8 protein-coding genes, 1 tRNA gene and 2 pseudogenes are annotated in these 15,438 nt (G+C 57.2%); 6 read left to right on the forward strand and 5 right to left on the reverse strand.

Annotation, left to right across the window (positions count from 1 at the left end; genetic code table 11):
- The first annotated feature begins 118 nt into the window (after positions 1 to 118).
- Complete coding sequence (gene metG / locus WKK33_RS08195) at positions 119 to 2,194, forward strand: methionine--tRNA ligase (protein ID WP_337933298.1); 2,076 nt, start codon at positions 119 to 121, stop codon at positions 2,192 to 2,194.
- A 280-nt stretch (positions 2,195 to 2,474) separates the two neighbouring features.
- On the opposite strand, the gene WKK33_RS08200 is transcribed toward metG, so the two are convergent.
- Positions 2,475 to 2,548, reverse strand: a tRNA-Val gene (locus WKK33_RS08200).
- Between the two features lie 225 nt (positions 2,549 to 2,773).
- Positions 2,774 to 3,814: a glycoside hydrolase family 43 protein gene (locus WKK33_RS08205; RefSeq protein ID WP_337933299.1), complete on the reverse strand. Its 1,041-nt coding sequence runs from the start codon at positions 3,812 to 3,814 to the stop codon at positions 2,774 to 2,776.
- Between the two features lie 972 nt (positions 3,815 to 4,786).
- Here WKK33_RS08205 and WKK33_RS08210 point away from each other — a divergent pair.
- A pseudogene (locus tag WKK33_RS08210) lies at positions 4,787 to 5,263 on the forward strand (immunoglobulin-like domain-containing protein); the annotation flags it as partial.
- Between the two features lie 1,197 nt (positions 5,264 to 6,460).
- Positions 6,461 to 7,366 (forward strand): annotated as a pseudogene (locus tag WKK33_RS08215) (family 43 glycosylhydrolase); the annotation flags it as partial.
- 715 nt (positions 7,367 to 8,081) lie between these two features.
- On the opposite strand, the gene WKK33_RS08220 reads toward WKK33_RS08215, so the two are convergent.
- Together WKK33_RS08220 and WKK33_RS08225 are read right to left on the reverse strand one after the other, a co-directional pair.
- Positions 8,082 to 9,149 carry an A/G-specific adenine glycosylase gene (locus WKK33_RS08220; RefSeq protein WP_337933301.1) on the reverse strand — a complete coding sequence of 356 codons (1,068 nt, stop codon included), beginning with the start codon at positions 9,147 to 9,149 and terminating at the stop codon, positions 8,082 to 8,084.
- Complete coding sequence (locus tag WKK33_RS08225; protein ID WP_215759074.1) at positions 9,131 to 9,559, reverse strand: transcriptional repressor; 429 nt, start codon at positions 9,557 to 9,559, stop codon at positions 9,131 to 9,133. The genes WKK33_RS08220 and WKK33_RS08225 overlap by 19 nt, the downstream gene beginning before the upstream one ends.
- A 160-nt stretch (positions 9,560 to 9,719) precedes the next feature.
- Here WKK33_RS08225 and WKK33_RS08230 point away from each other — a divergent pair, with 160 nt between their 5' ends.
- From WKK33_RS08230 to WKK33_RS08240, 3 genes are read left to right on the forward strand one after another with little or no spacing between them, the layout of a single operon-like run.
- Entirely contained in the window at positions 9,720 to 10,643 is a 924-nt protein-coding gene (locus WKK33_RS08230; RefSeq protein WP_337933303.1) for an FAD-dependent thymidylate synthase, read from the forward strand.
- A gap of 18 nt (positions 10,644 to 10,661) precedes the next feature.
- A complete protein-coding gene (locus WKK33_RS08235; RefSeq protein ID WP_337933305.1) occupies positions 10,662 to 12,230 on the forward strand; it encodes an ATP-binding protein in 1,569 nt (522 codons plus the stop codon).
- A 23-nt stretch (positions 12,231 to 12,253) separates the two neighbouring features.
- Positions 12,254 to 13,792, forward strand: a complete 1,539-nt coding sequence (locus tag WKK33_RS08240) for an endonuclease (protein WP_337933307.1) — start codon at positions 12,254 to 12,256, stop codon at positions 13,790 to 13,792.
- 119 nt (positions 13,793 to 13,911) lie between these two features.
- Here WKK33_RS08240 and WKK33_RS08245 read toward each other — a convergent pair whose 3' ends face one another.
- Positions 13,912 to 15,357, reverse strand: a complete 1,446-nt coding sequence (locus WKK33_RS08245) for a glycosyl hydrolase family 28 protein (RefSeq protein ID WP_337933309.1) — start codon at positions 15,355 to 15,357, stop codon at positions 13,912 to 13,914.
- Positions 15,358 to 15,438 lie beyond the last annotated feature (81 nt).

Consider the following 15,438-nt stretch of genomic DNA (forward strand, 5'->3'; position numbering starts at 1 on the left):
GGCCCGTTCTTCCACGATTGTGCGAACCGTTTTTCTGACAAATTAACAACATGTGATGGCAGATAACTGAATAAAAATTAGTAATTTTGCACCATATTAATATCAACGACTATAACAGATGGAAGAAAAGAAATTTAAGCGTACCACTGTCACTGCCGCCTTGCCTTATGCCAACGGTGGTGTTCACATCGGTCACTTGGCTGGTGTATATGTACCTTCAGACATCTATGTGCGATACCTCCGCCTGAAGAAGGAGGACGTTGTTTTCATCGGTGGATCCGATGAGCACGGCGTGCCCATCACCATACGTGCCAAGAAAGAGGGCATCACGCCGCAAGACGTGTGCGACCGTTACCACAAGATCATCAAGGACTCGTTCCGCGAGTTCGGCATCTCGTTTGATGTGTATAGCCGCACCACTTCGAAAATCCACCATCAGTTTGCCTCCGATTTCTTCAGCAAGCTCTATAAGGATGGCAAGCTCGTGGAGCAGGAGAGCGAGCAATACTACGACCCTGAGGCCCACCAGTTCCTCGCCGACCGCTACATCATGGGCACGTGCCCTCATTGTGGCAACCCCAACGCCTATGGCGACCAGTGTGAGAAGTGTGGTAGCGACCTCTCTCCCATGGAGCTCATCAACCCGCACTCCACCATCAGCGGTGCCAAGCCCGAGGTGCGCAAGACCAAGAACTGGTATCTCCCGCTCAACGAGTACCAGGGTTGGCTGAAGGAATGGATCCTCAATGGTCATAAGGAGTGGCGCTCCAACGTGTACGGCCAGTGCAAGTCGTGGCTCGACATGGACCTGCAGCCCCGTGCCATGACACGCGACCTCGATTGGGGTATTCCCGTTCCCGTAGAGGGAGCCGAGGGCAAGGTGCTCTATGTGTGGTTCGATGCGCCCATCGGTTACATCAGCAACACCAAGGAACTCTGCGACGCCGATCCTGAGCGTTGGGGCTCATGGCAGAAGTGGTGGCAAGATCCCGAGACCCGTCTCGTTCACTTCATTGGCAAGGACAACATCGTGTTCCACTGCCTGATCTTCCCCACCATGCTCAAGGCCCATGGCGATTACATCCTTCCCGACAATGTTCCGGCCAACGAGTTCCTCAACCTCGAGAACGATAAGATTTCCACATCACGCAACTGGGCAGTGTGGCTCGACGAGTATCTCGTCGACTTCCCAGGCAAGCAAGACGTGCTGCGCTATGTGCTCACGGCCAATGCGCCCGAGACCAAGGACAACAACTTCACTTGGCGCGACTTCCAGGAGCGCAACAACTCGGAGCTCGTGGCCATCTATGGCAACTTTGTGAACCGCGCCTTGCAGCTCACCAAGAAGTATTGGAACGGCGTGGTGCCCGAGTGTGGCGAGTTGCTGGAGGTCGACAAGCACGCCATCGACGAGTTTAAGGATGTGAAGGAGAAGGTGGAGCAGTATCTCGACAACTTCAAGTTCCGTGAGGCCCAGAAGGAGGCCATGAACCTCGCACGCATCGGCAACAAGTATATCACGGAGTGTGAGCCTTGGAAGGTTTGGAAGACCGATCCCAAGCGCGTGGAGACCATCCTCTACATCTCGCTCCAGCTGGTGGCCAACCTCGCCATTGCCTTTGAGCCGTTCTTGCCCTTCTCAAGCAAGAGCCTGCGCGAGATGATCGACATGCCCGAGTTCGACTGGGCGCAGCTCGGTCGCACCGACCTGCTGAAGCCTGGCCACCAGTTGGCTGAGCCCCACCTGCTCTTCCAGAAGATTGAGGACGAGGAGATCCAGAAGCAGCTCGATAAGCTGGCCGCCACCAAGGAGGCCAACGAGAAGGCTGAGGCCGCCAAGAGCTACAAGGCCGAGCCCGTGAAGGCCAATGTGCCCTTCGATGATTTTGAGAAGCTCGACATCCGTGTCGGCCACATCAAGGACTGCCAGAAGGTTAAGAAGTCGAACAAGCTGTTGCAGTTTACCATCGACGACGGAAGCGGCACCGACCGCACCATCCTTTCGGGCATCGCCAAGTTCTACGATCCCGCCGACCTCATTGGCAAGGATGTGCTCTTCGTGGCCAACTTCGCTCCGCGTAAGATGATGGGCATCGAGAGCCAGGGCATGATTCTCTCGGCAGTAGATGCCGATGGTTCGCTCCATGTTACCACCACGTTCGACCAAGTGAAGCCGGGCAGCCAGGTGGGATAACCCATACTGCCCACCGACAAGCGTCGGTGACAAAATCTCATAAGCCTCGCCAACAGGTCGTATTCCTGTAGGCGAGGCTTTATTGTTGTGCCCCCAAGGTAGAAGCTTGTTATGCGCTTTCGGCTCCCCGCCAAGGAGGGTGGGGGCGATGCGCCATCGTTACGGCAAACACAAAAAAACTGACAGCCCTTCCGTTCGGGCAATCAGCAAAGGCGCCGTAGCGCATGTGTATTAAAGGATATGATTGTGTGAAAATGCGATAGAGATGCGCTCTTCGCAGTGTCGACACTTGGATTCGAACCAAGGACCCCCACCATGTCAAGGTGATACTCTAACCAACTGAGCTATGCCGACAGATGTTTCAGAAGAGCCTAAGCGGCCAAACGGCCTATCACTTAAGCGGATGCAAAGTTACTGCTTTCTTTTCATCCTTGCAAATTTTTTGCAAACTATTTGCAAACCTTTTCATTCTTCGCCCCTTGCCGTAGGCTATGGGCAGAAGTCTCGCTTTTCCCCCAGGCGCCCGTCCTCCAATGGTGCGACGGGTGCCTGCGGGGTGGGGTGGCGCGCGCTGGAAGCTTATCGCTTCTTGTCGTTGAGCTTCAGCAGGCGCTTATATTCCTTCTTTGTGATGCGCATGAACGAACCGTGCTGCGGTCCCGTCACGCCCTCTATGTCCACAGGGTCGTGGAAGTTGCGCAGGTTCTCGTCGGCCTTGCAGATGCGGTAGTGCTTGGGCCTGTCGCTATATTGTATGTATGCCACGCGCCATGTGTTGTCGCCAATGAGTTGGAAGGCGCTCGATCCCTCACATTTCTTGTGGCCCTCAAAGCTCACATAGTCGTGCTCCACGGGTTCGCCCCACCCGTAGGTCAGGTGGTCCGACACGGCCGTGTAGATGCCGGGCTTTCCGCCTTCCTTCTTGATGAGCATGTGATACTTGCCGTCGGCGAGCAGGTTGATGTCGGCGTCGATGGTGGCGTAGCCCCAATCGAAGAGCAGGCGAGGTGTGGTCAGACGGGTGAAATCCTTCGAGGCGTAGCTGTAGTACATGCGGTCGTAGGCCTCCTCTGCGCGGTTGAGCATGGAGTAGTAGATCATGTATCCGCCGCGTTCGCCATTCTCCCATACATAGTTGGGGTCCCAGAACACCTGCGGCGCCCACACCCGGTTGATGGTCGACCAATCCTTGTACGGACTCTTGGCCGTCTGCCCGTCGCAGAAGATGGCCATGCCTTTGCGGAAGTCGAACGTCACCGACGCCCAGTTGATGAGGTCTTTTGAGCGGAGCAGGTCGATGCCGTAGTTGTCCCACTGATGGCTCTTGGCCACACACATGTCGGTGGTCACCATCACATAGCCTTTCCTGTTCCATGCGCGGGTAATGTAGGCGTCGCGTGTGCCGCCCTCTATGCGCGCATGCTTCTTCGGGTCGAAGATGGGGTTTCCGTCGAGAATGTCCTGGTAATGGTAGCCGTCGCGGCTCACGGCATAGGCCGTCCACTCTCCACGGTCGCTCATGTGGCAATATAGGTAGCCGTAATCGCCCTTCACGGGGTTCTGTGCCTGGGTCGTGAGCGATGAGGCCGCGATGAGGGCTGTAAGGAATAGATTTTTCATACGAGTTGTTTTAGTCGCCACAAAGGTAGCCATTTATTTTCGGGAGGTAAATCTTACGCGTGAAAAATGCTGTTTTTTCGTATTTATTATAATAATTGCATCCACTTCGATGTTATTATCATGTAATCAGGTTTATTTTTAATAGGTATAGCTATAATCACTAAAACGCTTATGAATAGATTATTTACGACGTTTACCCTGCTGTTGCTCGGTGTGGCCTCGCTATGGGCTGCCGAGGGCGATAGCACTGTGGTAACCTTTGATTTCTCCACGACGGCCAGCAGCCATGGCGCCTACACGGGAAGCCTGAAGGACGGTGCCCGTCTAACCACCTTTGCCGGACAGCCTGTGCTGGCGCTTGGCGACGACGGAGGCTACTTCGATCTCGGTGCCGAGTTTGGCAAGGCGCTGGGCAAGCTCAGCGCATTCTCCATCACCACCGATGTGTTTATCCCAGAGACCACCGACACCGCCCGCAATGGCAACTTCATTTGGTGCTTCGCCCATTCGTCGTCGGCGGGTTATCTCTTCTATTCCGCCAAGGGACAGCGCTATGCCATCACCAAGACCAATTACGCTGGCGAGGAGGGGCTGAAGGCGCGCGCCACCATGACGCCCAAGCTTGGCCGATGGTTCAACTTGGCGGTTGTGATGCGCCCAAACGGTCGCGTGTATCTCAACATCAATGGCTCGGGAGCGGGCATAGCTAAGGTGTCGATCACACCCGCCGACCTCAACGAGCTGGTCAACAACTACCTTGGACGCAGCTGCTATGCCGGCGACCAGCCGCTCAAGGGCGCCATGTACCACAACTTCAAGTTGTGGAACTACGACATCAGTTCCAAAGAGCTCGCGGCCATTCGCAACGACGCCACACGCGAGGCCATGAACGCCTACATCGACTCGCTCGAGCAGGCGCGCAAAGACTCGCTGCAGAAGATCGAGGATGAGGCCCTGCTGGCCACCTTCACCATGCCCGACCTGCACCACCTCATCGACAATGTGGACCTGCCCACCACCTACCAGGGCGCCACGGTGGAGTGGACCACCAGCCATGCGTCGGTCATCACGGCCGATGGCGTCATCACGCGTCCTCCCTATGGCGCTGAGGAGGCCACAGCTACGCTTACCGCCCACCTCACCCTGCGCAACGCACGTGCGGAGAAAACGTTCGACGTGTCGGTCGTGCCCAATCTCTCCGAGGAGGAGTGCTTGGCCTACGACCTCGAGAACCTGACGCTGCCCAACAAGCGCAACAACCTCTACGACCAACTGGTGCTGCCCACCGTGGGCCGCATGGGAACCCTCATCACCTGGCAGTCGGCCGATACGGAGTGGCTCTCCAACACAGGCCGCGTCTTGAAGTCGTCGGCCACCGAGAAGCACCACGTCACCCTCACGGCCACCCTGCTACGCGGACAACTGCGTCAAACCAAGACCTTCGACGTCTATATCCACCAGCACGAGCCGTATAAGAACTACCTCTTTGTGTATTTCCCCAGCAACGACAACGAGAACCTCTATTACGCCATCTCGGAGGACGGCTACAACTACACGCCGCTCAACAACGGACAGGCGTTCCTCAAGGCCGACACCACCACCATCATGGGCGGCCTGCGCGACCCCCACATCCTGCGTGGCGAGGATGGATGGTTCTACATGGCCGTCACCGACATGAAGTGTGCGCTCGGATGGAGCAGCAACCGCGGACTGGTGCTCATGAAGTCGAAAGACCTCATCCATTGGGACCACCACACCGTGCATTTCCCCACGAAGTATGTGGGCACACAGTTTGCCAACGTCACGCGTGTGTGGGCACCCGAGACCATTTGGGACCCGCAGGCCAAGAAGTACATGGTTTATTTCTCCCTGCGTACCAACGACGGAGCCATTCCCTACGACAAGGACTATTATTGCTACGCCAACGCCGATTTCAGCGACCTTGAGGGTGAGCCCACCTACCTCTACGACCGTGGGTCGGCCACCATCGACATGGACATCGTCTACAACGAGGCCGACTCGCTCTACCATGGCTTCTTCAAGAACGAGGACCTGGGCGGCATCTGTAAGGTAACGGCGCGCACGCTCACCGCCCCCGAGGGTGCCCCGCTGGGCAGCCAGTGGTCGGCACCGTCGCCCACGCTCCAGCAGACCAACGAGGCCGTGGAGGGCGCTGGCGTGTTCAAGCTCATCAACCAAGACCAGTGGGTGCTGATGTACGACTGCTACACATCGGGCCACTACCAGTTCTGCTCGAGCTCCGATCTGGGCACCTTCAACTTTGTGCAAAACACCGCCACCAGTGGCGCCTTCACACCGCGCCATGGCACCGTCATCCCCATCACCGAGGAGGAAACGGAGGCCCTCTTGGCCGCCTTCCCGCCCGTCGCGGCCACCACGCTGGCCCTGCAGGGAGCTGCTGATGTCAACGTGAAGCAGGAGAACGTGGCCATCGCCGGCACATCGGCCTTCATCCCCGTGGAGCAGGGCACCGATCTCAGCCATTACGACCCACAGCTGGAGGTGTCGCTTGGCGCCACCGTCACACCGCAAGGTCCACAAGACTTCACCCAGGGCCCTGTGAGCTACACCGTGAGCGACGGCACCGCCTCGAAGACCTACGCCGTCACCGTTGAGGTCAACGGCAACCCCATCCTCCCCGGCTTCCATGCCGATCCCGAGGTGCTGGCGTCGCGCAAGACAGGTCGCTTCTATGTTTATCCCACCAGTGACGGTTATCCCCACTGGGGCGGCTCTTTCTTCGATGTGTTCTCAAGTCCCGACCTCGTGCATTTCACCAATGAGGGCACCATTCTCAACCTCAAGAGCGGTGGCGATGTGTCGTGGGCCACAGGCAACGCATGGGCGCCCTGCATCGAGGAGAAATGGATGGATGGCAAGTGGAAGTATTTCTTCTATTTCAGCGGACACAACAAGAACCTGAACACCAAGACCCTTGGCGTGGCCGTTGCCGACAATCCCACCGGTCCCTTCAAGGCATCCGCCAAGCCCATCGTGTCGACCACGAAGGGTGGACAGATGATCGATTCCGACGTGTTTACCGACCCCGAGTCGGGACAGACCTATTTCTATTATGGCAACGGGCAGATGCACTACCGCCTCTTGTCAGACGACATGATGTCGACCGTGGGCGATGAGTACACCCTTACGCCCAGCGGCGGGTCGCTCGCCGACTACGCCTACCGCGAGGGCACCTATGTGTTCTATCGCAACGGCATCTATTATTTCCTTTGGAGCGTCGACGACACTGGCGCCGCCAACTACCACGTGGCCTACGGCACCGCCAAGTCGCCCACCGGTCCCATCGAAGTGGCGGCCAACCCCATCGTCCTCATTCAGGATCCCAGTCAGCAGATCTATGGCACAGGCCACAACTCAGTGGTCAACGTGCCCGGCACCGACGATTGGTACATCGTGTACCACCGCATCAACAAGCGCTACCTCAACGACAGTCCCGGTGTGCACCGTGAGGTGTGTGTGGATAAGTTGACCTTCGACGACCAAGGTCGCATCAACCGCGTAACCCCCACACGCCAAGGCATAGAGCCCATTGACAACCGTGCGCTCATCGAGGCGGCTACCGCCATCGCCTTGCCCGAGGCTGGCACTGGCAGCAGCGCCAACGCCAAGGTTACCCGCGTGACCTACTATAGCGTTGATGGCACCTGCCTTGGTGCCAACGCCCCGCAGAGCCATGGTATCTTCATCCGCAAGGAGATGCGTGCCGACGGGTCGTCGCGCAGCCTGAAGATCGTAAGGTAACGCCCCGCTATCCTCGGCGTGCGCCGCCCCCACACCTCTATAAAAAGAGCTCCTATTTCGGGTTTCATCTCGAAATAGGAGCTCTTTTTATAGGGTGGGGCGAATAGAATGAAACGGAAAGAAGTCAACAACCTATAGTGAAAACTACACATTTCTTTTCTACGACGGAAATATTTGGCCGAAATACGCGATTCTTAGCGTATTTACGCAAACGCCTAATATTCAGCACGTTGTGTTTTGCTTTCAACATTTAGCACTCCATGTTTTACAAGAAGCTTTGCGGTTAGGCATCTTTCGCATTGCGAAACATGCCCATCGGCATTGCGAAAGACGCCAAGCGGTGGCTCGGTTAGGCATCTTTCGCAAGTCGAAAGGTGCCTTGCCGCAAGCGGAAGTCACATTTTTGTCGTTTGGAAAGGGCAAAAATGATTTTTCCGCGCTCTATTTCACCCAAAATCGCGACACACTTTTTTCACCAAAACTCCTAACACTTCCCTCGCTCCACCATCTCTTGCAATTTCTCCACGAGACGCGGCACGGCATACTCGGTGGCCTCCTCCTCGTTGACCCACACGTATCCGTCGGGTGTGGCGGGGCGCTTGTCGGTGTTGAGCAGGTAGAAGTCGGCGATGATGACGCGGTGGGTGAGCACGTGCCGCACGCCCTTGCTGAGCAGCGTGAGTTGGCCTTGGAAGGTGGGCACAGGTTGATCCTCGTAGACCAACGGCTCCCACAGCCCCTGCCAGATGTCGCCCTCCCCACGCCTATGCAGCGCCACATGGCCTTGGCACCGCACCCATACGTATGCGAGGTGGCGCGTGCGGCTCTTCACGGTCTTCTGCTTCACGGGCAGCGTATCGGTGAGGTGGGCGTGGTAGGCCACACACTGATTCTCCAGAGGACACTCCGGGCATGCTGGCGCCTGCGGTGTGCAGAGGGTGGCTCCCAGGTCCATGAGCGCCGAGTTGGCCGTTCGCCACGGCGCTTCGCCCTGGTGGGTGATGGTGGTGGCATGGTCGTTGAGGCCGAAGAGGCGCTCGCCCACGATGCGGAACTCGCGTTGCCCCTCGCTGCTGTTGATGGGTGTGTGGATGCCCATCAGGCGGGCGAACACCCGGTAGGCGTTGCCGTCGATGGCCACAGCGGGACGGTTGAAGGCGAAGGCTGCGATGGCGGAAGCCGTATAGGGTCCCACGCCCTTGAGCCGCTGGATGTCGGCCAGTGTGTTGGGAAAGCGGCCTTGCGCCACAATCTGCCTTGCTGCGGCATGTAGGTTGCGCGCACGGGAGTAATAGCCCAGTCCCTGCCAGAGCTTCAGCACCTCATCCTCCGACGCCTCGGCCAACTGCTGCACGGTGGGGAAGCGCTGCATGAACCGCTCCCAATAGGCCTGGCCTTGCGCGATGCGCGTTTGCTGGAGGATGATCTCGCTGAGCCAGATGGCGTAGGGGTCGTGGGTGTGGCGCCACGGCAGGTCGCGCCCATGGCGTTCGTACCAGCCGATGAGCGCACTCAGAAATGCGGAAGCGTCGATCATGGCCTCCTCCTGCATTCAGGGCAGATGCCCTTGATCATGTAATTGACGGTGTGGGCCGCGTAGCCCTCGGGAAGCGCCACCGCGGGGATGGGTGTGTCGTGGAAACAGAAGATGCGGTGGCAACGCTCGCAGTAGAAATGCACATGCGTGTCGTCGTCCTCGCCGTCGTGGTTGTGGTGGGCCTGGCACAGCTCATACTTCACCCCACCATCGCCATCCTCCAACTGGTGCACCAGGCGGTGCTCGCGGAAGATGACGAGGGCGCGGAAGATGCCGCTCTTGTCGATGGTGACAATGCGCTGCTCCAGTTCCGACAACGATGCGGGATGCTCCGTTGCCGCCAAGGCCTTCACCACGACGATGCGGTTGGCCGTGGGCTTGATGCCGTGGCGCTCAAGCAGGTCTACACTTGTTGATTCGTCCATATCATTCATTGCTCAGTGACGATGCGGCGGGCCGTGCGAACCACACCCATCGACTGGGCGCAAAGGTAAGCATATATCGTGGGATGAGCAAAAAACGAGCCTTATTCTTTTGCTATTCGGCTTGTTTGCGCTACCTTTGCATTCTACAAAAACGATACGCATGAAAATTATACAACCCCAATTCGAGATATGGCCACAAGGCCCAGGCATAGACGGCATTTACCGACAGGTAGAACGTGTGGGCCGCGTGTGCTACAAGAGTGAGGACCACTGCACGCCCAACTCGGCGCGCCCCTTCGTGGAGCGCATGCTGAAGAGTGGCCACCTGGCCATGCTCGAGCATGGAACGGTGTGCCTGCGCGTGGCCACGGATGGCGCACATGCCGACGAGGCTGCCGCCTACGCCCGCTACTGCGACAACAAGTTCTCGCGCACCCATGTCGTAGACGGTGTGGCCTACATCACCACCAACCTCAGGGTGCTGGCGGAGAACCAGTGGATGGACGATCTCGGATGGCTCTGCGAGCCCACGCCCCACCACGAGCGCCGCGTCACCGTGCATTTCACCACCCAGATCTCCATCACGCGCGAGTTTAACCGCCACCGCGCCAACTCGATGGCCGAGCAGTCGACCCGCTATTGCAACTATTCGAAGGATAAGTTCGACAATGAGATTGGCATTAACCTGCCCCAGTTTGTGACAACGTTGCCACAGGGCAACGCGGCCGAGGCCATGGCCAGCGGCCACATCGACATAGCCGGCGACGAGCTGGTGGAACTGGCACGAAAGGTGGCCACGGGCGAGGCGACCGACATAGAGAACTGGCTCTTCGCCAACGCCGCCGCCGAGCGCGCCTACATGAACCTCATCGGGGCAGGGCGCAAGCCGCAGGAGGCACGCTCCGTGCTGCCGCTCGATGCCAACACCGAACTGGTTCACACGGCCTTCGTGTCCGACTGGAACCACTTCTTCGACCTCAGGGCTAAGGGGACAACGGGCGCGCCCCATCCCGACGCCAAGACCTTGGCATTGCCCCTCTACGAGCTCTTTGTGGAGAAGGGATGGCTGGAAGACGATAAGTAAGAAAATAAGCTAAAGTAGATGATGGCAAGACTTGTTAATTATTATCCTGTGGGCATTCAGACCTTCGAGAAACTTCGCGAAGACCATTACCTGTATGTCGACAAGACAAAGTATATCGTAGACTTCAGGAAAAAGAAGATGTCTTACGTCTTTCTGAGTCGGCCCCGACGATTCGGCAAGTCGCTCTTTGCCTCTACCCTCCATGCCTATTTTGCCGGCAAGAAAGAACTCTTTGATGGGCTGGCCATCGCCGATTACGAGAAGGAATGGAACGCATACCCCGTGCTCCATTTTGACCTGAGCGGAGCCAAGCACATGGACAAGGAACAGTTGGACCGCTACCTTTCCGACATGCTCGACGACCAGGAGGCCGTGTATGGATACAAAAGCCAAAAGGTAGACCCTAACATACGGTTGAAAGACCTGGTGAAGAAGGCGCATGAGCAAACTGGGCGGAAAGCGGTGATTATCATCGACGAGTATGACGCACCGCTGCTCGACGTGGTGCACGAGAAAGAGAACCTGCTGCCGCTTCGCCAAACCATGCAGAACTTCTACAGCCCCATTAAGTTGCTCGACCCGCACCTGGAGTTTGTGTTCATCACTGGCATTACCAAGTTTTCGCAACTCAGCATCTTCAGTGAGCTGAACAACCTCGAGAACATCAGCATGTTCGACCAATATTCGGCGCTCTGCGGCATAAGCCTTACGGAGCTTACTACGGCGATGAAGCCCGATGTGCAAGCGCTCGGCGAGGCGCTTGGCATGAGCTATGAGGCGTGCCTGGAAGAGTTGAGAAGTTACTACGACGGCTATCATTTCAGCGAACATTCGGAGGATGTGTTTAACCCTTTCAGTTTGGTGAAGGCTTTGAACGCGCAGAAAATTGCACCTTATTGGTATGGATCGGGCACACCCACTTACCTTATCAAGACCCTTCAGAAGTATCATGTCAATGTGATGGATATAGAAAAGAAGAGTTGTGATGTGGACGATTTCAATGTGTCGCCCGAGCAAATGGTGTCGGCGCTTCCGCTGCTCTACCAAAGTGGCTACCTCACGATCAAGAAATTCAATCCCTTGCTGCATCGGTACACCCTGGAATATCCCAACAAAGAGGTGAAGACAGGCATGCTCAAGAACCTCGCGCCCAACTATCTCTCGCCGGTGCAACTCGACAACAGCAGCGTGGTGGGCGACTTGTTGGAAAAGCTCTACGAGGGCAACATTGAAGGAGCGATGGTAAGGCTGAAGGCGTTTCTTGCCAGCATCTCCAATCGTTTGAGTAACAAGAACGAACGCGACTTCCAAACGGTGTTCTACTTGATATTCAACTTGATGGGAGCCCACATGCGGGTGGAAGAGGAAAGCGCCATAGGCAGGGCCGACGCCGTTGTTCACATGCCGGAGGCGGTGTATGTGTTCGAACTGAAATACGACGGATCGGCAGAGGAGGCCATGAGGCAAATAGACAACAAGGGATACCTCATTCCATACTCGGCCGACGGGAAGCGGTTGTATAAGATTGGGGTGAACTTCTCGAGTGAGCAGCGAACCATCAACGAATGGGTTATTAAGGAAGAATGAATATTATTAGATACCTTATCAATATGAAACGACATTACGCATTATTACTTGTGGCCTTGATGGCCCTCACGGCTGGTACGGCCCACGCCATCACGCGTGAGCAACTGGCGCAGTATGCCTCGTCGCTCAAGGGCAAGAAGAAGGCGGAGCTGAAGACGGCGCTCTACCAACTGATGAACAACGGAAAGAAAGTGTTGTCGTATGGATCGGGCAATGCCGGAACATGGTGGGGCTTCTACGTCACCGACCGCGACCCGGAGACCAATCAGGTCATCAACCGATACAGCAGTGACGTGTTCTATTTTGGAAAGAGAGGCGAAGCCCCTGGCGGAATGAACATTGAACATTCGTTCCCGAAGAGTTGGTGGGGAGGAACCAAAAACCAAGCTTACAAGGACCTCTACAACCTCTATCCGTCGGCCTCGAAGGCCAATGGCGAGAAGGCCAACTACCCCATGGACGTGGTGACCGACGCCACGTCGGAGGAGGTGGGCTACGACAAGGTGGGCAAGGGCCGCAGCACCGACAAGGCATGGGAGCCCGGCGACCGCTACAAGGGCGACTTTGCGCGCGGATACATGTATATGGCCGTGACCTACTCGAACCTGACCTATGTGAAGACCGGACTGCAAACCATGGAAGACAATGCATCGGGCTACCCCGGAATGAAGACATGGGCTACGACGCTCTACCGCCAGTGGAGCAAGCAGGACAAGGTGGACAGCCTGGAGGCGGCGCGCAACAACGCCGTGTGGGGCATACAGAACAACCGCAACCTCTTTGTGGACTATCCCAACCTCGCCGAGTATGTGTGGGGCGATAGTGTTGACGTGGCGTTCGATCCCGCCAATGCCATTACCACCGCCACCAACGACAACCGCTATGGCTCCTTCAATCCGCCTACGCCACCTACGCCTCCCACTCCCGACGACTCGACCGAGGTGGCCGGCGGCTATGTGTTCGCCAAGTTGCAAGGCACCCAGCCCACGGCTGGCAAGCGCTACCTCATGGTGGCTGGCACGGGCAGCGGGCTCTACGCCGCCAAGCCTGTGGCGCTCGCCAATGGCAAGAAGTTTGGCTACCTCTACACCGAGGGCGTGATGGATGAGGACGGCAAGATCCGCCTGACCTCCGACAACGACGCCTACACCTTTGAAGAGGCCAATGGCGGATTCTACATCAAGGACAGCCAAGGACGCTACTATTACCAAGAGGGAACCTACAGCTCGTTTACCCCGACCACGTCGCTTGCCGACGCCGATGTGTGGCACGCCACCGCCAACACCGACGGCACTTACACCCTCAAGGCCACCGACTCGGGCAACATCATCATGTATAGCGGCCAGTTTAAGTCGTTTGGCAACTATGCCGCCAACAAGCAAGACGGCAACCTCTTGCCCTACCTCTACGAGGAACGAAAGGAGGCGGCGGGCATTGAGGCGCCCACCCTCACAACAACCGTCGGCAACCCAGCCGTCTACACCCTGCAGGGCGTGCGCGTCGGCAAGCCCACCCAGCCCGGTGTGTATATCCGTGGCGGTAAGAAGTTTGTGGTGAAATAAGAATCCCTCGGGGGCGACCCCCACACAGCAACAGCAAAGGGCCATTCCTGCCGAAAGCCGACGGGAATGGCCCTTTGCCATCATTATCAACCACAGGGAGAGGCGCCCCGTGGGCCGACCTATTCGAAGGTTACGTTCCCCACATGCTCGCCGATGAAGATGCGGGCGAAGTCGGACGTCTTGTACCAACCGGGTTTGCCCGGCATCTTGTCGTGGATGTGCTGGCCGTTGATGCGTAGGTTCTTGAAGTGGATGCCGCTGAGGGTGCGCTGTTCGTTGTAACCGGTCAGGAGAGAGAGGTTGGCGTGTGAGCCGTTGTAGCTGATGTTCTCGAGCGTGATGTCGTGAATGCCGCCACCGGGAGCGTGGCAATACTTGCGGTTGTAGCACACGCGGAAGTTGAAGAGCATGCCCTCGTCGATGTCGTCGATGCGGATGTTGCGGAAGGTCATGTTGCGCACGGTGATGTTGTCGCCGTTGTTGATGGCGATGCAACCCTGGTAATCAATCTGCTTCTCGCGCTGCTGAAGGATGTCGATGTCGTCGTACACCACCTGCTCGATGACCTCATTCCGCTCAATGTCGCCATGCAGGCCAATCATGATGGGATGGGCCACGTCGGCCCAATACACGGCGTCTGTCACGCTGATGTTGTGGCATCCGCCGTGGTAGTCCTTGCGGGTGCAATAGATGGTGGAGCAATCGTCGCTTGTGCGACAAAACACGTGGTTGTAGCTCACGTCGTTGCTGGCAAAGACATTCATGCCATCGCCCCACCCATACCAACTGATGACCTTGGCGTTGCGCACGCTGACACGCTCGCTTCCGCCCACAGGAATCTGCGTGGTGATGGGACCGTCGACCACCACGTCGGTAGAATACCTGACCATGATGCCCTCATGCTGGCGCTCGGGATTGACAATGCCGTGACCGATGACTCTGGCGTGGGATGCCCGCCATACCGAGGCGAAGCCCTTGATGTAAGCGCCGCCGGCTACATAGAGCACTTGGTTGCTGCCCACACGAATGGAATCGTTGCCCAAGTCGTAATAGCCGGGACCATAAAACAGCACGTCTTTTTTCTTCATCCCCAAGGCCTTGGCCACTTGCCCGGCGTTCTTGTAGACGGGGGTGGCGGCGTTGGCGAAGAGCTGCAGGTTATGGTAGGTGTCGCCGTTGACCTCCACCGAGAGGTCGAGCGGACGGTCGAGCGAGAAGCAAACGGTGTTGCCGTGGAGGGCCGTAGCGATGTTTTTCGACAACGGACGGATGCGAGCGGTCTTCACGTCGCCCTTGTTCCACGTTACTTCCACCTCGACCTTGTCGGTGAAATCGAAGTAGGCCACCGACGATTTCTCGATGGTGTGGCGACCGTTGTTGGTGTGGTCTACGTTCCATGCGTAGGTGTCGACCGTTTGCCAGAGGCCACCCGTTGCCCGGACGCGCACCGTGAAGTCGTCGTTCTGGGGCGCACCCGATGGGGCGGGGTAAGTGGTTACGGTGCCGGCAAAGAGCGCCAACGACACCAGTTGCAAGAAAAGGAGGGTGAACAAGCGGTGTTTCATGTTTTATCGGATGATGTATTTTTTGCCATTAGTACTGATGCGATAAAATCGCATAGTTATTAAAATTCATCAAATAAAGTG

The organism is Hallella sp. (assembly GCF_037460745.1).
In the GTDB taxonomy this organism is placed as follows: Bacteria; Bacteroidota; Bacteroidia; order Bacteroidales; family Bacteroidaceae; genus Prevotella; species Prevotella faecis.